Source organism: Borrelia puertoricensis (genome assembly GCF_023035875.1).
Lineage (GTDB): Bacteria > Spirochaetota > Spirochaetia > Borreliales > Borreliaceae > Borrelia > Borrelia puertoricensis.
The window spans coordinates 629,348-648,699 of sequence record NZ_CP075379.1 but is presented as its reverse complement, the minus strand read 5'-3'; the positions used below and the strand labels follow the sequence as shown (position 1 = coordinate 648,699).

The 19,352-nt window shown below is 30.7% G+C and carries 14 protein-coding genes, 5 tRNA genes and 1 pseudogene; 4 read left to right on the top strand and 16 right to left on the bottom strand.

Annotation, left to right across the window (positions count from 1 at the left end):
* Window positions 1-7: 7 nt before the first annotated feature.
* Window positions 8-81, top strand: a tRNA-Met gene (locus tag bpuSUM_RS03100).
* A gap of 20 nt (window positions 82-101) precedes the next feature.
* Window positions 102-728, top strand: coding sequence for a 30S ribosomal protein S4 (rpsD, locus tag bpuSUM_RS03095; protein WP_247065747.1), 627 nt, complete (start codon window positions 102-104; stop codon window positions 726-728).
* 39 nt (window positions 729-767) lie between these two features.
* Here rpsD and bpuSUM_RS03090 read toward each other — a convergent pair whose 3' ends face one another.
* The 12 genes and pseudogenes from bpuSUM_RS03090 to bpuSUM_RS03035 form a co-directional block, all read right to left on the bottom strand.
* Window positions 768-917: a hypothetical protein gene (locus bpuSUM_RS03090; protein ID WP_247065746.1), complete on the bottom strand. Its 150-nt coding sequence runs from the start codon at window positions 915-917 to the stop codon at window positions 768-770.
* Between the two features lie 57 nt (window positions 918-974).
* Complete coding sequence (gene lon, locus bpuSUM_RS03085) at window positions 975-3,380, bottom strand: endopeptidase La (protein ID WP_247065745.1); 2,406 nt, start codon at window positions 3,378-3,380, stop codon at window positions 975-977.
* Entirely contained in the window at window positions 3,355-4,644 is a 1,290-nt protein-coding gene (gene clpX / locus bpuSUM_RS03080; protein ID WP_247065744.1) for an ATP-dependent protease ATP-binding subunit ClpX, read from the bottom strand. The genes lon and clpX overlap by 26 nt, the downstream gene beginning before the upstream one ends.
* A gap of 23 nt (window positions 4,645-4,667) precedes the next feature.
* Window positions 4,668-5,252, bottom strand: coding sequence for an ATP-dependent Clp endopeptidase proteolytic subunit ClpP (gene clpP / locus bpuSUM_RS03075; RefSeq protein ID WP_247066306.1), 585 nt, complete (start codon window positions 5,250-5,252; stop codon window positions 4,668-4,670).
* Window positions 5,253-5,266: 14 nt separating this feature from the next.
* Window positions 5,267-6,610: a trigger factor gene (tig, locus tag bpuSUM_RS03070; protein WP_247065743.1), complete on the bottom strand. Its 1,344-nt coding sequence runs from the start codon at window positions 6,608-6,610 to the stop codon at window positions 5,267-5,269.
* 48 nt (window positions 6,611-6,658) lie between these two features.
* Window positions 6,659-6,730, bottom strand: a tRNA-Gly gene (locus bpuSUM_RS03065).
* A gap of 6 nt (window positions 6,731-6,736) precedes the next feature.
* Window positions 6,737-6,817: transfer RNA gene (locus bpuSUM_RS03060), tRNA-Leu, on the bottom strand.
* A gap of 57 nt (window positions 6,818-6,874) precedes the next feature.
* Window positions 6,875-6,948, bottom strand: a tRNA-Arg gene (locus tag bpuSUM_RS03055).
* 18 nt (window positions 6,949-6,966) lie between these two features.
* A tRNA-His gene (locus tag bpuSUM_RS03050) sits at window positions 6,967-7,040 on the bottom strand.
* Between the two features lie 103 nt (window positions 7,041-7,143).
* Window positions 7,144-8,565, bottom strand: coding sequence for a beta-Ala-His dipeptidase (gene pepD / locus bpuSUM_RS03045; protein WP_247065742.1), 1,422 nt, complete (start codon window positions 8,563-8,565; stop codon window positions 7,144-7,146).
* Window positions 8,566-8,783: 218 nt separating this feature from the next.
* Window positions 8,784-9,275: a chemotaxis protein CheD gene (locus bpuSUM_RS03040; RefSeq protein WP_247065741.1), complete on the bottom strand. Its 492-nt coding sequence runs from the start codon at window positions 9,273-9,275 to the stop codon at window positions 8,784-8,786.
* A gap of 252 nt (window positions 9,276-9,527) precedes the next feature.
* A pseudogene (locus tag bpuSUM_RS03035) lies at window positions 9,528-10,467 on the bottom strand (D-alanyl-D-alanine carboxypeptidase family protein); the annotation flags it as partial.
* An 84-nt stretch (window positions 10,468-10,551) separates the two neighbouring features.
* On the opposite strand from bpuSUM_RS03035, the gene bpuSUM_RS03030 reads away from it, so the two are divergent.
* Window positions 10,552-12,054, top strand: a complete 1,503-nt coding sequence (locus bpuSUM_RS03030) for a lactate permease LctP family transporter (RefSeq protein ID WP_247065739.1) — start codon at window positions 10,552-10,554, stop codon at window positions 12,052-12,054.
* Window positions 12,055-12,248: 194 nt separating this feature from the next.
* A complete protein-coding gene (locus bpuSUM_RS03025; protein ID WP_247065738.1) occupies window positions 12,249-14,045 on the top strand; it encodes an integrin-binding adhesin P66 family protein in 1,797 nt (598 codons plus the stop codon).
* A gap of 103 nt (window positions 14,046-14,148) precedes the next feature.
* On the opposite strand, the gene bpuSUM_RS03020 is transcribed toward bpuSUM_RS03025, so the two are convergent.
* Genes bpuSUM_RS03020 through bpuSUM_RS03005 form a run of 4 tightly spaced genes read right to left on the bottom strand, consistent with a single transcriptional unit; the run spans window position 14,149 to window position 19,167 of the window.
* A complete protein-coding gene (locus tag bpuSUM_RS03020) occupies window positions 14,149-14,898 on the bottom strand; it encodes a J domain-containing protein (RefSeq protein ID WP_347343291.1) in 750 nt (249 codons plus the stop codon).
* A gap of 26 nt (window positions 14,899-14,924) precedes the next feature.
* Entirely contained in the window at window positions 14,925-16,178 is a 1,254-nt protein-coding gene (gene glyA, locus bpuSUM_RS03015; protein ID WP_247065736.1) for a serine hydroxymethyltransferase, read from the bottom strand.
* Window positions 16,168-17,718 carry a DNA-binding protein gene (locus bpuSUM_RS03010; RefSeq protein ID WP_247065735.1) on the bottom strand — a complete coding sequence of 517 codons (1,551 nt, stop codon included), beginning with the start codon at window positions 17,716-17,718 and terminating at the stop codon, window positions 16,168-16,170. Before bpuSUM_RS03010 ends, glyA begins: the two co-directional genes overlap by 11 nt.
* A 3-nt stretch (window positions 17,719-17,721) precedes the next feature.
* Entirely contained in the window at window positions 17,722-19,167 is a 1,446-nt protein-coding gene (locus bpuSUM_RS03005) for a cysteine--tRNA ligase (RefSeq protein ID WP_247065734.1), read from the bottom strand.
* Between the last annotated feature and the right edge of the window lie 185 nt (window positions 19,168-19,352).

Below are 19,352 nucleotides of genomic sequence, written 5' to 3'. Positions count from 1 at the left end.
TGCAAGACGCAGGGTGGAGCAGTTTGGTAGCTCGTCGGGCTCATAACCCGAAGGTCGTAGGTTCGAGTCCTGCCCCTGCTATTTAAAGATGCGAGGAATAAATGAATAGAAAAAACATAGCTAAAGGAAAATTGGTAAGGCGATTTGGCGTGAATATCTTCGAACAGCCTAAATACGATAAATTGCTTAAAAAGAAACCTAATGCACCTGGAATGCACGGACGATCTAGGAGAGCTAAAATCACAGAATATGGAAAGCAACTAATAGAAAAACAAAAGGTAAAATTCACTTATGGTGTAAGTGAAAGACAACTTACTAATATTTTCAAAGAAGCAAGAAAACAGCATGGAGTTACAGGCGATAATCTCTTAGCATTACTTGAGAGAAGAATTGACAATGTTGTATACAGAGCTGGGTTTGCTATTTCAAGAGCTCACGCAAGGCAAATAGTTTCACATGGAATTATTATGCTTAATGGAAGAAGAGTTACAATTCCATCCATTACTCTAAGAGCAAACGATATGATACAAGTAAAAGAAAAAGATAGTCTAAAAAAATTAGTTAGATCCAACATAGAAAAAACATCAACTCTTAGAAAATTACCAACTTGGATAGAAGTAAATGCCGATGATTTAAACGTAAAAATAACTCGACCGCCATCAAGAGATGAAATACCTACCCTTGCAAATGAACAAATGATTGTTGAATACTATTCCAAGAGAGCATAAATCAATAAGAGTGGCATGGTTATTAGCCATGCCACTTAACTACTTACTTTTTTTTTTCTTCTTAGCAAAAGCTTTCCCAAAATTGCCATTTGTAAAAGATGCAAAATTATTGTTAATTCTATTTTTAACAGAACCTTGAGAATTAAATGATGCCCTGCTACCTGAGGGTTTTCTAACTCCATCCTTCATATTTCCTCCTTAATAAATTCTAACATATAAAACTCTAAATTATTTAAATAGAATAATTTAAATAATATTTAAATAGTTAAACACCTCTCCCAAATTAGACACATACTTAACATCAATACTATCCCTAATATCTTCTGGAAGTTTAACATAATCTTTCTCATTATCCTTTGGAATAATAATTTTATTTATACCATTCCTATAAGCTGCAAGAACCTTCTCCTTAATACCTCCTACAGGAAGAATTGAACCTTTAAGAGTAACCTCTCCAGTCATAGCAAGATCTAGAGGTACTCTCTTATCAGATAGCACAGAAGCTATGGCTGTTGCGATAGTAATTCCAGCAGAAGGTCCATCTTTTGGTGTAGCTCCTTCTGGAAAATGAATATGAATTTCAGGAATTTCATTTATATCAAAATTAAGCTCAGAAGAATAAGTTTTTACAACAGAATAAGCCAATTGTGCACTTTCTTTCATAACACTTCCAAGACTACCTGTTAAAATAATATCGCCTTTATTATCAAACTTAATAGCTTCAACAGGAAGTACAGTGCCTCCATAACTTGTCCAAGCAAGACCATAAACGAATCCAGAAGAGTCAATCCTAATTAAATTAAACTTATACTCACAATTCACATAAAAATGAAAATTATTCATATTAATTATTTTGTAAATACCAGGAACATCAGGATCATGGGTAAAGAGTAAATTATTGCCATGTATTAAGGAACTTGGAAAATAAAAATTTCCTTTAATTATATCCTCCCTTGAATAGACATAAAGTAATTCTCTTACAACCATCCTAAATAAATTAGTCAAAACTCTCTTTAAATTCCTAACTCCAGACTCCATAGTACAGTTCCTGATTATATGTAAAATAACATCATCTTCTATTTTTATATATACATTATTTAAACAACTATCTTTAATTATATTTGGTATTAAAAAATTTTTTGCAATTTCTAATTTTTCACCACAAGAATATCCTTCTATCTTAATGATCTCCATTCTGTCAAGAAGAGGCCTAGAAACCTCATGAAGAGAATTGGCTGTTGCTACAAATAACACATTAGAGAGATCATAAGGAATTTCTAAATAATGATCAACAAATCTAGAATTTTGTTCAGAATCTAAAACTTCTAAAAGTGCTGCTTCCGGATTCCCCTTATAAGTACTGTTAATCTTATCTATTTCGTCAAGAAGAATTACGGGATTAGATTTTCCAGCCACTTTGATTGCATTAATAAAAACTCCCGGAAGAGCTCCAACATAAGACCTTCGATGACCTCTAATTTCTGTTTCATCTCTTAACCCACCAAGGGAAATTTTTGTAAATTCCCTAGAAAGAGACTTAGCAATAGATAAAGCAACAGAAGTTTTTCCAGTACCAGGTGGACCCACAAGACACAAGATAGGCGCTTGAACTTTAGAATTAATATGATAGACGGCTAAAAAATTCATTATTTTTTCTTTAGTTTCATACATACCATAATGAGAATTTCTTAAAATAAGTTCAATCTCTCTTAAAGAATTCTTCATCACAGTATTTTCATTCCAAGGAAGATCAAGTAACAATTCAACGTAGTTCCTAACAATATTAGCATCTGGAGAATTCATATTCATACGGGTCAATCTAGATATTTCTTTTTCAATTCTAGATTTAATATTTTCAGGAATATTTTTAAAGTTTAACCTTTCAAGATAATCAGTCTCATCTCTCCCTAATCTTTTCTGAATTTCCTTAATTTGCTCATTTAAAAAATATTCTTTTTGACCCTTATCAAGTTTGGTCTTAACCTTAGTCTTAATATCTTTCTTAAGAATTAAAAGCTCAGTCTCAATATTTAGATTTATGATCAATTTCTCCATTCTAAGCTTAACATCTAATTCTTGTAAAAGTTCTACTTTAACTTTATATTCCAAATTCACATTAGAGGCTATAACATCAACAAACTTAGCTGGACTATCAAAAAAATCGTTACTCTCATCATTGTCTAATTTTTTAACGGGTAAATAAGATCTATAAATATTATACGCTTCTCTTAAAAATTTAGAATAAGTAAAAAACTCATTATTAAATTCACATTTATCAGATATAAAATCAACCTTTGCTCTAAAGTAATTATTCTTTTTTAAAATACTTTTGATAATAACTCTATCCTGAAAGGTTACTAAAATTTTTATCAAAATTTCAGTAACCTTTACAACTTGAATAATCTTTGCATAAATACCAATAGAATATAAATTTTCTAAACTAATTTTGCTACTATTACACGAGTTAAGATCATTAGCACAAAAAAATAAGATCAATCTACCCTCTAACATAGACTGATATATTGCATTAATCGAAATACCATCATCACAATTAACCCATAAAGTTACATTTGGAAAAAAAACATTCTGCCTTAAAACAATAACTGGAAGATCGTCTTTTTTAGAACTAATTAGATTGAGAATTGATTTCATAAAGTTCTTTTGCCCAAGGTTTATTAGCATGCCTTCCTGTCAAAATCAAGGGCTCAATATTGCTATTTAAAACAGACTCTTTAGTAACAATAACTTTTTTAATTTGCTTCGTTGAAGGTATTTCAAACATTACATCTTTAAGCAATTCTTCTAAAATAGAACGCAAACCTCTAGCACCTGTATTTTTAAGCATGGCTTCTTCTGCAATTGCATCAAGCGCATCCCTTTCAAATAATAGATCAACATTATCCATCTTAAACATATGACAATATTGTTTTACGATAGAATTTTCAGGTTCAACTAATATTTTGATCAGGTCTTCCTTTTCTAACTTTTCAAGATAAGAATGTACAGGAAGCCTACCTACAAACTCCGGGATGAGTCCAAATTTAATCAAATCTTCCATTTCCAAGTATTTTAAAGAATTAACCTCTCCAGAATCTTTTCTACCAGCAGATGAAAATCCAATAGAACTTTTATTAATTCTCTTTTTAATAATATTTTCAAGTCCTACAAAAGCCCCACCACATATAAATAGTATGTTCTGGGTATTGATTTCAATAGTACACTCATAAGGATGTTTTCTTCCACCTTTTGGCGGTACATTTGCAATAGTGCCTTCAATTATTTTTAATAAAGACTGTTGAACACCTTCTCCAGATACATCCCTTGTAATTGAAACATTTTCACCTTTTTTTGCAATCTTATCTATTTCATCTATGTAAATGATACCCCTTTCTGCGAAACTTATATCTCCATCAGCAGCATGAATTAACTTAAGTAAAATATTCTCAACATCTTCTCCCACATATCCAGCCTCAGTAATCGTTGTAGCATCCGCCATTGCAAATGGAACATTCATCTCAACTGCTAACTTTTTTGCAAGCAAAGTTTTACCACTCCCAGTAGGACCTACAAGCAATATATTAGATTTTTCAAGTTCAATCCCATTATTACTCTTATTACCTTTAAATATCCTCTTATAGTGATTATAAACAGCAATGGACAATACTTTTTTTGCATCTTCTTGTCCAATAATATATTTATCTAAATGACTTTTAAGTTGTTTAGGAGTTGGAAGACCCCTTGAAGATTTAGGCCTTACAGGCTTTTCCGTTTCTTCTTTAAAAAGATTATGACATATTTTAGAACATTCAAAACAAATAGCAACAGATTTTGCTGAAATAATTCGCCCTTCAGCCTCAGCCTCAGTACGTCCACAAAAAGAACATCCTTCAATTTTTTGACTTTTTCTTCTTGCCATATCAAATCTCACCCACAATAAAACTAATTTTTTACCAAGATACCATCAATAATTCCATAATCAAGAGCATCTTTTGGTGTCATAAAATAATCCCGTTCAATATCAAGAGATAATTTCTCCTTAGATACTCCTATCTTATCAGACATAATATCTATTATTAATCTCTTAAGCCTTATAATTTCATTCGCTTGTATACTAATATCACTGGCTTGACCACCTATTCCACCCCAAGGTTGATGAATCATTATTCTTGAATACGATAATGACTCTCGTTTGCCTATCGCACCTCCTGCAAGTAAAAATGCAGCCATTGAAGCTGCTTGACCAATGCAGATTGTTCTTACATCTGGTTTGATATACTGCATAGTATCATAGATTGCAAGTCCTGCGGTAATACTACCTCCAGGGGAATTTATATAAACATATATATCCTTTTTAGAATCTTCAGACTCTAAAAAAAGAAGCTGAGCAATGACTGTGTCTGCCCTTATATCATTAATCTCACCACTCAAAAAAATTATTCTATCCCTTAACAATCTTGAATATATATCAAAAACACGCTCATAATTTCCAGTATGCTCCACAACAGTAGGAACTAAATTATGCATATATTCTCTTATCATTATCCACCTGTTTTATAATTAATAAAATCTCTAAATGCAACTTTTTTAGAATTAATTTCCTTCACATTTTTTAAAATTTTATCTTTAACCTTTTGCCTTTTAATTTCATCTTTTAAAATTCCAAGCAATTTCTTATCTCGATAAAATTTCTTAACCTCTGCAAGTTTCATCTTCGCATTTTCAGCCTGTTTAACAAGCTCATCCTCTAAATCAGAATCTGTAACCTCTGTCAAATCATTATCTACTATTTTTTGGAAAACTAACTTAGACTTTAATTTCTTAAGTACATTCTCCTTAAAAACATCATTAATACCTTCTAAACCTGTAGAAGAGCTTAATTGCTCAAAATTAATCTTATTTTGATGTGAAAATTCGTTTAAAACATTTTTCAATTCAGCCTCAAACATAGAAGATGGAATCTCTATGTTTAACTTCTCTGCAATATCAGATAACAATTTTGAAAGTTTAAGAGAGTCACTTCTTTCTTTAACAACCCTTAACATATTCTCTCTTATATGTTCTTTAAGATCTTCCAATGTATTAAAACTATCCTTAATATCCTTTGCAAAATCATCATCAAGCTCAGGAATATCACGCCTCTTTATATCTTTAAGAGTGATCTTTAATCTCTTAAAAGAATTAGCAAGTTCACTAAATTTATAATCCATACCATAATTTTTCTCTACTATTTTCTCTTCATCCTTTTTCATACCAATAATATCATTATCAAATCCATAATAATTATTAGACTCGCCAACAGTAAAAACAAAATCTTGTCTTTTAGTTGTTAAAATCTCACTTAAGGAATCATCAAGCTCCACGAAATCTACTCTAACAATACTGCCTTCCTTAACATCACCACTATCCTCAACAACCATTGCATTTTCAAGTTGTAATAATTTAAGCTCTTCCTCCACATCAGAATCAGATACACAAACTTCTGGAATTTCTACCTCAACATTAGATATATCAGATAGCTCAAATTCAGGATAAGCCTCATAGACAACAGTAAATTCAAAATCTTTACTTAAATTTATCTCTAATTTCTCATCTAATATTTTAGGAACAGCATAACTTAATGGTTTATAAGTCGCTCTTTTAAAAAATTCTTCTAAGGACTTATGAATAAGTTTCTCTATAGTGAGAGCTTTTATATTATCAGAATATTTGCCTTCAATAATACTAAAAGGAACTTTTCCTATACGAAAACCTTTAACCTTAAGACGAGAAGAGTAATCTTGTAAAATCTCGTTGTATTTACTTTTAACAAACTTTTTTGAAATTCTAATAACAGCCTCAACCTTAGAACCAGGAATCAATTTTACATCATTATTTAATATCACACTATTCCTCTAATTAAAATACATCAATACTAATAATTGCTAAATTCAAGCGAAAGACGGGATTTGAACCCGCGACTTCCACCTTGGCAAGGTGACACTCTACCCCTGAGTTACTTTCGCATTTCTTGCAGAAGGTGGGACTCGAACCCACATGCCTAAGGCACTAGATCCTAAGTCTAGCGTGTCTGCCAATTCCACCACTTCTGCATACCTTAGGTAGTATACACAACTTAAAAAGCTTTTTCAAGTATAAAACTAACGTTTTACACCCAGCAGGATTCGAACCTGCAACCTTTGGATTCGAAGTCCATTACTCTATCCAATTGAGCTATGGGTGCAGTTTAATCAAAATCGAAGGTGGCTGACGGGACTTGAACCCGCGCTACCCGGAACCACAATCCGGTGCTCTAACCAACTGAGCTACAACCACCACTTATACTCAATTACATGTAAACTTATTTTATAAACATTCAAATAGTAAGTCAACTAATGAAATATATACTCAAAATCACAAAATATAAAAATATAAAATTTTATAAAGTCTCTAAACTTTTCTTCAAAAAATTATAAACTCTAATAGTTGAAGCAATATCAACCTGTTCTCTTGGTGTATGGGGAGCATTGATCCAAGGTCCAATTGTAACTGAATCTATTCCTCCAAATTTTGCAGATATTATTCCAGTCTCAAGACCAGCATGAATCACCACGGTTCTAGCTTCTTCCAAGTACATATTTTTATACACATTCTTAAGATGGTTTAAAAGTTTACTATTCTCAGCCGGCTTCCAAGAAGAATAATCATAAACTATTTTAAAATTAGCACCTGAGAGACTACTAATGGCCTTTAAATGATTAAAAATATATTCCTTCTCAATATCCAACAAAGATCTTATTGTAAATACAAACTGATACTCATTACAAACCTTTAAAAGACTAGCAAAATTTAGAGACGTTCTAATAAGTTTTTCACCATAATTTTCAACTTTTTGAACTCCGTGTAAAAATGCCATACCCATATTTAAAAGCTTATCTTGATCCATATCATCCAAAACATCACCAGAAAAATTTACTCTTCTTAAAATAATTTCAAAATCAGAATCAAAAGTATACATCTCTTGCATATGACGTTTAAACGATTTTAATTCTCTCTCTAATAAAATATAATGCTCAGCTTCAATTAATATTAATGCCTTTGACTCTCTAGGAATTGCATTACTCTTATCCCCACCGGATATATACCCAATTTCAAATTCCATATTTGCCTTAAGTGTACTCAGAGCAAAAAATATCAATTTCAAAGAATTTGCTAAATCAATATGAATATCAGCACCAGAATGGCCTCCCTTAAGACCTGTAAACAAAATTTCAACACCTGTTTTTTTTCTATTTTGTCTATATTGTGGCTCAAAGTTAATATGAACAAGTCGAGAACCAGCACAACCAACTAAAAAATAACCCTCTTCCTCTCCATCAAGGTTAATTAACATCTTACCACTACATAAATTAGGATCAAGTCCAATCGCACCTATCAACCCTATTTCTTCATCAACAGTAAAGAGAAGTTCCAAAGCAGGATGTTTAAAAGTCAAAGACTCACTCATAATGGCAAGCATCATTGCAACCCCAATCCCATCATCAGCACCAAGAGTAGTGCCTGATGCAACAAAATACCCATTATCTTCAATGATATTAATAGGATCTTTTTTAAAATCATGAACAACAGATTCATTTTTTTCACAAACCATATCTGTATGGGCTTGCAAAATAATAGGCAACATATTGCTACAGCCATTAGACTTAATCTCAACTACAATATTACCAATACTATCTTCCTTAAAAGGATATCCAAATTTTCTAGCTTCTTCTTTAATAAAATTACTAATGCCCTTTAAATTTTGTGAACATCTAGGAATTTGAGTTATTTCCCTAAAATAACGAATTACAACATTTTCCATCTTGTTCCCCTAATAAAACCAAATTTACAATTAATAATTAAATATATTGATTATATGCTACCCATAACATATCTCAAAAAATTAATATCTAACAAACTAAGAATTAATATAAAACATACGTTCTCTTAAAATTTTAACTCTATATAGGAAAACCCACTTAACAGATAGTCTCATACTGAAAATCATGAAATCATTTGCTAAATTAATTTAAGGAAAGATTAAAAAATCTTAAAACCATCTGGATATTCCACAACAACCTTAAAATTTTCAGGAAAAACAAAAATCTTTCTGGATTTAGACTGATTAAAATCTTGTGCTACAACTGGAATACCATATTTAATCAACGAATTAACGGCAAACTCTGAATTCTCAACACCAACTCTTATTGTTCCTTTGGCCATAAAATTAGCACCTCCAAAAAGTTTAGCCTTAAGATTACTTTTTGATGCCCCACTTTCTATCATAGCATCAATTAACATAGGAATAGCATAAACTCCATATCTACCTTTCTGTAAAACATTCACCACTGAATCAGCTCTCACTAACACATAATGATTTACTCCTATAATCCTACGCACCCCATCATAAAGCACAACAGACACACAAGAACCAAGTATTGTAGAAATAACTCTATTATTTGACACAAAAGCTTCACCCGGCACTATTATTGTAACATCTCTTTTCAACTTAAAATTAAAATGATTCAACATAAAACAATTACTCTCTTAAAAAACTTTTATAAAACACCTATAAATACTATCAAAATTTCTAATTCTTAAACGTAACTAAACAAACAAACTTAGCACCTCTAACTTAAAAATATCCAAAAATCAATATTCTCACTACTTCATCATTTTTAAGTAGAACAACCAACTCTTCTATACCAAAACTAACTTACCAAAGTGTGTCTCTTTCAAAAGACATATTCAAAAACTCTTTAAAAAAAATACCGAACATACCTCATTATAGATCTTTTCTTTTAATTTTGCCAATAAAAGAAAATTGAGCATAGTTACCAAATCCATACTCAAATAATTTTTGTGCAATTAAGGCACGCTTCCTCTCTCCAACATTGTTAACTCCCTTATTAACTCCCAAGACAACCGCTATTAATCTTATATCATCTTTTTTAGCTGTAGCAACTAAATTTAAACCAGATGTTTTAATATAACCAGTCTTTAATCCATCAGCATAAGGATAATTAAATATTAAAATATTTTTATTTTTTTGTTTTAAATTTAACAGCTTTAAAGAAGAAGTATTACCTAAATTTTCAGACCTTGGATAAATAAACTCTTTAAGGGAATGTATATGAAGTATAAATTCAAATTCTTCCATATAGGTTCTTGCAAACAATGCCATTTCCAACGCCGTAATCTTATTATCACTGCTATAACCCGATGTATCAACAAAACTCATATTTATAAATCCCAAGTTTAAAACATTAATATTCATTAAATCAATAAAATCACTTAAATTTTTCCCAACTATAAATTCAGCAATTGCAATAGCGGCATCATTACCTGAAGAAATTATAAGACCTTTAAGCAATTCCTCAAAATTCACTTTGTGACCTTCTTCTAAAAACATCAAAGAAGAATCTAAAGGCAGATTATAATACGATGCAGCACTGCTAATAGGAACAGTGGTCTTTAAATCTATATTTTTTTTCCTTGCCTCAACTAAAGCGGTATAAATAGTAACGAGTTTAGTAAGCGATGCTGGTGGAAAAACCAAATTTGGATTTTTGGAATAAAGAGCACATTTGGTATCATAATCAAGCAAAACAACTGACTTAGCATCTTCCGTTACTTTTTTGATCTCAAGTAAATCAATTGAAAAAAGTTTACTAAATACACCTGATAAAATTAAAATGTTTAGAATAACAGGAATAATTTTCATAAAGTAATATTATATTATATATTATTGCATAAGAATTTGTTATAAAATTAAATGGTAAATCTAAAAAGGAGCACACATCCTATTATGAATTTTTATGACTTCATTAAAGCCTTAGTACCAATAACAATTATAATCATTGGACTTGGGATAATAAAAAAACCAGCATATTATGTGATACCAATATGCTTAATAGTTACTATTGCAATAACCTTACTTGACAAAAATTTAGGAATAATCAATACAAGTCTTGCAATATTTGAGGGAACGATAATGGGAATATGGCCAATAGTTATTGTAATTATAGCTGCTATTTTCACATATAAAATGGCTGAAAGTCAAAATGATATGAAAATCATAAAAGCCATGTTATCAAACGTATCCTCTGATAAAAGAATAATAGTCTTGCTTGTAGTATGGGGATTTGGTAACTTCTTAGAAGGAGTTGCGGGATACGGAACTGCAGTCGCCATTCCCGTATCAATACTAATGGCAATGGGTTTTGAACCATTCTTTGCCTGCCTTATATGTTTAATCATGGATACATCCTCAACTGCCTATGGTTCAGTAGGAATCCCTATAATATCTCTCTCCCAAGCAACAGGATTAGATGTTAATATGTTATCATATGATGTCTCTTTACAACTCATCCTGCCAACTCTTATTATACCATTTGTATTAGTTATGATTGTAGGAGGCGGAATTAAAGGTCTTAAGGGCGGAATGTTTATCCTAACACTCCTCTCAGGAGCATCAATAGCAATATCTCAAGTTTATGTTTCAAAAACCTTAGGCCCAGAACTTCCCGCAATACTTGGAAGCATACCTGCAATGGCAATAACAATAATTTATGCAAAGCTTTTTGAAAACAAAAATACAACTAACAACAATATAAAAGTATCAGCAATGGAAGGATTACTTGCATCTCTACCCTATATTTTAATAGTTTCACTCATAATAACTGTCTCACCACTTTTCTATGGAATAAATAAATATCTATCAAACTTTAAAACTACTCTTTCAATTTATCCAGGAGCAAATCCACTACAATTTAAATGGCTAACCTCACCAGGACCACTAATTATTCTTGCAACAGTAATATCTTACTCAATCAGAGGTGTTCCTATAATTGAACAACTAAAAACATTCATACTTACAATAAAAAAAATGGCATTATCTTCTTTTGTAATTATCTGCATAGTATCAATATCAAGATTAATGACACATAGCGGCATGATAAAAGATCTTGCAGATGGCATATCAACATTAACAGGCACATTATACCCATTATTTAGCCCATTAATTGGAGCTTTGGGAACTTTCCTTACAGGAAGTGATACCGTTTCAAATGTTTTATTTGGGCCATTGCAAACGCAAATCGCAGCAAATATTGATGTTAATCCTTACTGGCTTTCAGCCGCAAACACAACAGGAGCAACAGGGGGAAAAATGATCTCACCTCAAAATATTACAATAGCAACAACAACAGCAGGACTTATTGGACAAGAAGGAAAATTACTATCAAAAACCATAGCATACGCTCTTGGTTATATTTTTATATCGGGAATTTTAGTTTATTTCTTATTATAAATAAATGATAAAATTTAAATATTTAATAAATAAGACTAACAAAGTTATTATGTTAGTCTTATTTAAAAATAATAACTATAAAAATACTTGAATTTTTATCGAAGAATTAATACCATTAATACCCAAAGACAAAAATGCATGTTATTTAAAACTTCTAATGAAGCCCTAAATTTCACAACGAAGGAGATATAAAAGTGAATAAAACAATATTATTATGTATCTTTATGTTTCTATTAACCACTGTTACAGTTTTTGCCGATGACATAGATAAAGATATATCCATGTCAAGCCCATGGAGTCCTAAACTAACATTCGAAAATAGTAGCGAATTTAGATTCGATATAGATGAGTCAATTCCTGGTCTGGAAAATAAAAGCCAACTAGGAATTAAATTTGTACCATATGAAACACATAACGAAATAGGAAAGCATGATCCTTTCTCAGCTTACATCAAAATAGAAGACCTCGTGTTAAAAGCTAAGGGCAAAAAGGATGCCATACTTAAACTCGATGTAGGAAGCATTACAACACAAATCAACATATATGACTTTTACCTTAAAATAGAATCAATGACTGATTTTGATTTTAATCAAGAATCATTATTTAGTTTCGCACCAATGACTAGTATTCAAAGCAAATATTACGGTTTTCCAAGCGATGATTGCGCTACAAGAAGAACAATCCTCGCAAGAAGTACAGCAAAAACAATAGGAACACTTCAGTTTGGATACACCTTTCCACAATTAGAACTTGTGCTTGCAATTGGGGCAACAGGAACAGGGAACAGAAACTACAAAAAAAATGCTAACGATTCCGAAGAAGATAAAAAGAAAAAAGACGAAACTCCTTACAACAATACATATCAAGGTATACTTTATGGAACAAAAGTGAAATGGACACCAATGAAAAATGAACTAGAACAATACAGCTCAGATGTCATTGCAAAAATTCCATTTGAATTACACTTTGGACTCTCAGGGGCAATCGGAAACGCAACATTTAATCATTCATCAATAACATACGGACTTAAAGACAAATCTGTTGTAGGCTCAGATCTTGTCAGTCCAACTTTATCAAACGCATCTATAATGGCCTCTATTGGATTTACATACAAGCTTGGTCTTACAAAAATCAATGATAAAAATACCTATCTCTTAATACAAACCGGTTCTGATGTAGGAATAGATCCATTTGCCAGCGATTTTTCTATACTTGGACACATCTCCAAAAAGGCAAATACAGATAAAACAAACCAGTTTAATCCAACAGGAAACAAACTTCAATTTGACAACAAAAGAAGTACCAACTTCGCATTTTCTGTAGGCACAGGTATCGGTTTAGCTTGGAATACAGATGACGGTGAACAAGAATCATGGTCAATTAAAGGTGATAATTCCTATAATACAAGAATATTTGGAAAACAAGACAAAAAATCCGGAATTGGACTTGGAATTACCTATGGAAAGAACCTATATAAGCCTACATCTTCAAACAAAATAATACAGAACATCGCTGCAAAATCATTTCAAACTTTTAATGCCGAAATTTCAACTTACGAAGACAACATAAAAGGAATTATTCCTGGTCTTGGATGGATAGCTTCACTTGGAATTTACGATCTATTAAAAGAACAACCCCAATCAAATGATATAATAACTACTCTCACACCAAATACTAATACTACTACTAATAATACTCAAACAGTTGCATTTACTGAGGCGACTAAGCTTGGAGGTGCATTATACATAAATTACGCAATACCTGTAGAATCCATATCACCAACAACACACATAATACCATATGTAGGCACCCATATTTTAGGCTCACTTAAGGGTTCAGATAAAAGCATATATCTAAAAGCTGGGATAGAATTAGACAATTTAATCAAATTGACCAAAATATCACTTGGATGGGATTCAAACAATCTTTTCGCAACAAAAGACCAAATGGGAAGTGTTTTCTTACAATTTGCAGTAAATTTTAACGAATAAACAAAAAGGATCGTTTAAAGGATAGATTTCTACTCTTTAAACGATTATCAAATTTATTTCAAATAATAAAATCCTATTAATCAAATACAACTTAATAAATTAACTATTTTAAATTTCGCTCTTTGCAGATCTTTTCATAAGCATCTTGGATCTTAATAAATTTTTCATTCGCCTCTCTTTGTTTAATAGGTTCACTTGCAAATCTATCTGGATGGTATTGTATAACTAATTTTTTATAAGCCTTCTTTATGTCATCACCACTGGCGCTATATCTTAAACCCAATACTTCATAAGGATTAATAATCTCTATATTAATATTTTTGTAAGCATCATGACTTTCAAAATCAAGCTCAAGAAACGCACTAACATAACGAATAAATTTATCCCCTTCCAAGTTTCCATATCTAGCTAAACTATTAATCTCTTTCAGAACTGAGACAAGCCACACAAAAAGATCTCTATGCTGAAAGTACCCAAGCTTCAGCGTATATAATATTTTATCTGCATTTCTATTTTGAGTAACAGAAAAATGAAATACATTATAAAGTTCCGTCTTATGTTTTTCGGATAAATTTAAAGAATTTATTATAAAATTAATATAATTTAATTGCTCGCCAGTCATTGATCCCAAAATAGAAATCAATTTGGCTATCAATAAAAAAGATAACTTATAAAACTCAAGTTCCCTTGACTTAGAATAAAAGTAATCTCTTGTTGTGTACGTCCTAAATCCACCTAAAATACTGGTGATTATAAAAAAAACAAAAAATATGAAAAACACACTTAAAATAAAGGGACTAAAAATCAAAATCAATGACAATAACAAAAAGAAAATTTGAAACAAATTTGACACCTAAATAAATAAACTGCAAATCAAAATTAGGGCATATTAAAACTACTAATAAATTCTACGACTTCGCATTTTATTTTTTTATGCTCATCATCAGACTTAGTCTTCAAAGCCCTAATAATAAAACGAGCAACCTCAATAGAATCATCTCTATTTAAACCTCTTGAAGTAATAGCAGCACCACCAATTCGAATACCCGAAGCTACAGAAGGATTTTTTGAATCAAAAGGAATTGTGTTTTTATTAAGAATAATGTTTACGCTCTCAAGCACTTCCTCAGCATCAGCCCCTGTAATACCCAAAATACCAAGGTCAACTAAAAATAAATGATTATCCGTTCCACCACTAACTATTCTAAAACCTTCTGAAACAAAATACTCAGCCATAGCTTTGGTATTCTCTATTACCCTAGAAATATAATCCTTAAACTCACCCATCAAAGCTTCTCCAAAAGCCACTGCTTTACCTGCAATAACATGCATTAAAGGCCCACCTTGGGTTCCTGGAAAAACACAAGAATTAACAGAATTCTCTAGTGTTCTCTCTTTATTATTAAAATTCACTATCATATCAGATTCCTTACCTGCAAGAATTAATCCTCCTCTAGGGCCCCTTAAAGTCTTATGAGTAGTACTTGTAGTTAAATGTGCAACATCAATAGGGGAGTTATGAAAACCTGTAGCAACAAGGCCTGCTGTATGAGCAATATCACACAAAAGATAAGCTGAAACCTCATCCGCTATTTCACGAAATTTTTTAAAATCAATTTCCCTTGAATAAGAAGAAGCACCAGCAATTATTAAATTAGGTCTACATTCTTTAGCTATTCTCCTAACATCATCATAATCAATTATCTCAGAATCCCTTGATACACCATAAGAATATGCATTAAAGAGAATTCCAGAAAAACTGACCTTACTACCATGAGTTAAATGACCCCCATGAGACAACTCCATTCCAAGAATTTTATCCCCAGGCTTAATAAGTGCCATTATAGCAGCCATATTAGCTTGGGAACCACTATGAGGTTGAACATTTGCATAACTTGCACCAAAAAGCTCTTTTGCGCGCGATATAGCTAAATTTTCAATATCATCAACAACACAACATCCACCATAATATCTCTTTGAAGGGTAACCTTCAGCATATTTATTAGTCAAAATACTTCCAACAGCCTGTCTTACCCCTAATGATACAAAATTTTCTGAAGCAATTAATTCAATATTTTCTCTCTCCCTCTTAGATTCCCTTTCAATTAAATCAAATAAAACACTATCTATCATTAATATTTTCCTCCAAAGTAATCTTATAATTCAGAGAATAATTACTATTTGTCAAGCTTTTATATTTCAACAATACTAAACCAAAATAATCATCAAACAACAAATCATCATAATCTTCCTTATATCCATATTGGATATAATTCTCTGACATATTCAAAAAATAATTAGAGATATCTCTAAATAATACCGCATTTACTATATCAAAATAAATAAATCCAATATGCTCTAAAAAAAATTCGCACCAAGTATGTTCTTTAAGACTAGACGACCTAGTATCAAAATATAGTCCAACAGCATTTCTTAAAGGTATATTGTTTCGTAAAAACAACAAATTCGTAAGTAAAATTAAATTACCAGCTGAAATCTCTCTCATTTTAATAGACTCATCCAAAGTTAAATCATTATCTATAATCGTAAAATGCAAAACTAAAGCATCAATAATAGATTTTGCCAATTCATAAGCCGAATCTTTGTTGTTTACATTCAAATTAATTGAACTTAAATCAAGTGAATCATAAGATAAATAACGATCTCTCTTATTTAAAACATATGTTTTAAATTCATATATATTACTATCTGTATTTACCTTAATACTTTTCAAAGCTTTGCTATCAAAAATATCTAAATCCAATTTACAAGTCTCAACTTCAAATTCTAAATGATATGTATTTGATTTTAAGCTTTTAAAAAACAAATTATCTAAATCAAATATAGCCCCATTATTATCTGCAAACTTAATTTTTTGTCTCTCATTTTCAATTGGGCTTAAATAAAAAACATTAAAATTAATGTCATCTGATATTAAACTAAGCTCCTTACCATAATCCTGAACGAAATAAATTTCATGAGATATTTTAAAACCTCTAGTTCTCTTTAAATTCCACCTAAAAAAATTGGTATTAAAATTAAAAGGAATTTTATTGCTTTCAACTCCGTCAACCAGCAAAAAAATCTCACCATCAATATGCAAAGTCTTTGGCGGAATAAATTTTATTTCTTCTTCACTCAATTTCAATATATCTCTAGGAAGGACTTTATAAAGTTCATGTTTTGTTTGAATAAATATTTCAACATCAGCAAAATTTGACACTAAATTTTTACCTCTTAATATAACAGGAACATTTGTCATTAAAACCAAATCATCAGTAACAAAAAGAAAAGGTTTATTTTTTTTCTCAAGTTTAATTGGAACTTGTCTACTAATTACAAGAAAAAGTTCATTACTAATTCCTTTCTCGCTTTTTATAAAAACAAGACCTGAATTGATCTCATCTGTAATTCTAAAAACTACCTTCTCATTGCTCCAACTAACAATACTACTCTTCATCAAATAATGATCATTAATATTAATCTCTCCAATCTTATCACCTAAATTACGTCCTTTAATCACAATTACATTTTCATGAGAAGCAGGCATTGGTGATATTTCATAAATCACAGGCTTTAAATAAAACAAAAATCCAGAAAAAATAAATAAACTTAAAAAGATTAAAAACACTAAGCTTAAAACAAAATATTGACTCTTAAAAAATACTGCCAAAAATTACCCTCTTTTAACCTTAGTCCCCTCTTCAGTATCAATTAATACAAAACCTTTAGAATAAAAATATTCTCTAATCTCATCAGCACGTTTAAAATCTTTTCTTATCTTGGCTAACCGTCTCTCTTCCAGCAAAGAATTCATAGCATCATCAATATCTATCCTATCCTTCTCAATCTCTCTAAACACTCCTTCTTTTAAACCAAGAGATAAAACTTCATCAAATTTGAATGTAAGTCTAAGTTTTGAGAAAGCACTTAAATTATCATCTTTAACAATATCCCATAACAAGGCTAATACCTGAGGAATGCTTAAATCAAAAGCTATTTTTTCCAAAAAATTATCATAATATCTTTTCTCTAAAACAGATTCAATATTCTCATAATTCTTACTAAGTAATACCAGATCAAATTGATTTAATGAAGAACAGACAGCTGTCAATTTATTAAGCATATTTTTCCTAGCTATCTTGCAAGCTCTCAAATTACTAAACGTAAATTTAAGTTGAGTTCTATAATGTGCAGTTAAACAAAAATATCTAAAATCTAAAGGCGAAAATCCATCAGTCTCTAAGTCTTTAATAGTTATAAAATTATTATTTGATTTTGACATCTTTTCATCTTCCATAATCAAAAATTCACCATGAACAAAAATGTCACACCACATTCTATTTAAATAACATTCTGCTATCGCTATTTCATTTATGTGATGAACCCCAATATGATCAACTCCTCCCAAATGGATATCAAGAGTACTCCTAAAACAATCTAAATTCATTGCCGCACATTCTAAATGCCAACTTGGATAACCAAAACCCCAAGGTGAATCCCATTTCATCTCCTGATCTTTAAATTTTGAATTAGTAAACCACAAAACAAAATCTGACTTATTCTTTTTTGACGGATCTATCTCAACTCTGGAAACAGAAGAAAACCCAGAACCATTTAGATTAATACCAGCCATCTGGCCATAACTCTTAAAAAGAGAAGTATCAAAATAAACATTACCATTAACAAAATAAGTAAACCCATTTTGCTCAAGAACTTTAATCACCTCTATCATGCTTGCAATATATTCACTTGCAATAAGCACTTTATCAGGACGCACTATATTCAATTTCTCACAATCACAAAAAAAAGCTTCTGTAAAAAACCTACTAATTTCATAAACCGTAAGACCTCTCTCTCTTGCAGCCTTAGCAACCTTATCTTCTCCCTCATCAAATTCACCTGTTAAATGACCAATATCAGTAATATTCATTGCATAATTAACATTATATTTTAATAACCTTAAGGACTTAATAAGCAGATCTTCAAAAATATATGTTCTAAGATTACCTATATGGGCATAATTATAAACAGTAGGTCCACAAGCATAGACCTTTGTATCATTAAAATTTTTTACTTCAGATAAACTCTTTGTTTTTGTATTATATAATCTAAGAAGCATACACCCCGTGAAAAAATTAACTCCAGAGATTAAAAATGTCAAAATAAATTACAATTAACATAATCTCTACATAACTTATCATACAATTTTATTATATTTAAAATAATTTGACAAATCTAATAATAATTAAAATTACATCTCATTTAAAAAGTTTACTTCAATTTGAAAAAAATAATAATCCAATA

What these genes read in the sequence shown, in the direction of transcription:
- glyA (WP_247065736.1), bottom strand. Translation starts at nt 16,178, where the DNA reads ATGATAGATAGTGTTTTATTTGATTTAATTGAAAGGGAATCTAAGAGG.
- bpuSUM_RS03090 (WP_247065746.1), bottom strand. Translation starts at nt 917, where the DNA reads ATGAAGGATGGAGTTAGAAAACCCTCAGGTAGCAGGGCATCATTTAAT.
- pepD (WP_247065742.1), bottom strand. Translation starts at nt 8,565, where the DNA reads ATGGAAAATGTTGTAATTCGTTATTTTAGGGAAATAACTCAAATTCCT.
- lon (WP_247065745.1), bottom strand. Translation starts at nt 3,380, where the DNA reads ATGAAATCAATTCTCAATCTAATTAGTTCTAAAAAAGACGATCTTCCA.
- clpP (WP_247066306.1), bottom strand. Translation starts at nt 5,252, where the DNA reads ATGCATAATTTAGTTCCTACTGTTGTGGAGCATACTGGAAATTATGAG.
- rpsD (WP_247065747.1), top strand. Translation starts at nt 102, where the DNA reads ATGAATAGAAAAAACATAGCTAAAGGAAAATTGGTAAGGCGATTTGGC.
- bpuSUM_RS03005 (WP_247065734.1), bottom strand. Translation starts at nt 19,167, where the DNA reads ATGCTTCTTAGATTATATAATACAAAAACAAAGAGTTTATCTGAAGTA.
- bpuSUM_RS03030 (WP_247065739.1), top strand. Translation starts at nt 10,552, where the DNA reads ATGAATTTTTATGACTTCATTAAAGCCTTAGTACCAATAACAATTATA.
- clpX (WP_247065744.1), bottom strand. Translation starts at nt 4,644, where the DNA reads ATGGCAAGAAGAAAAAGTCAAAAAATTGAAGGATGTTCTTTTTGTGGA.
- bpuSUM_RS03040 (WP_247065741.1), bottom strand. Translation starts at nt 9,275, where the DNA reads ATGTTGAATCATTTTAATTTTAAGTTGAAAAGAGATGTTACAATAATA.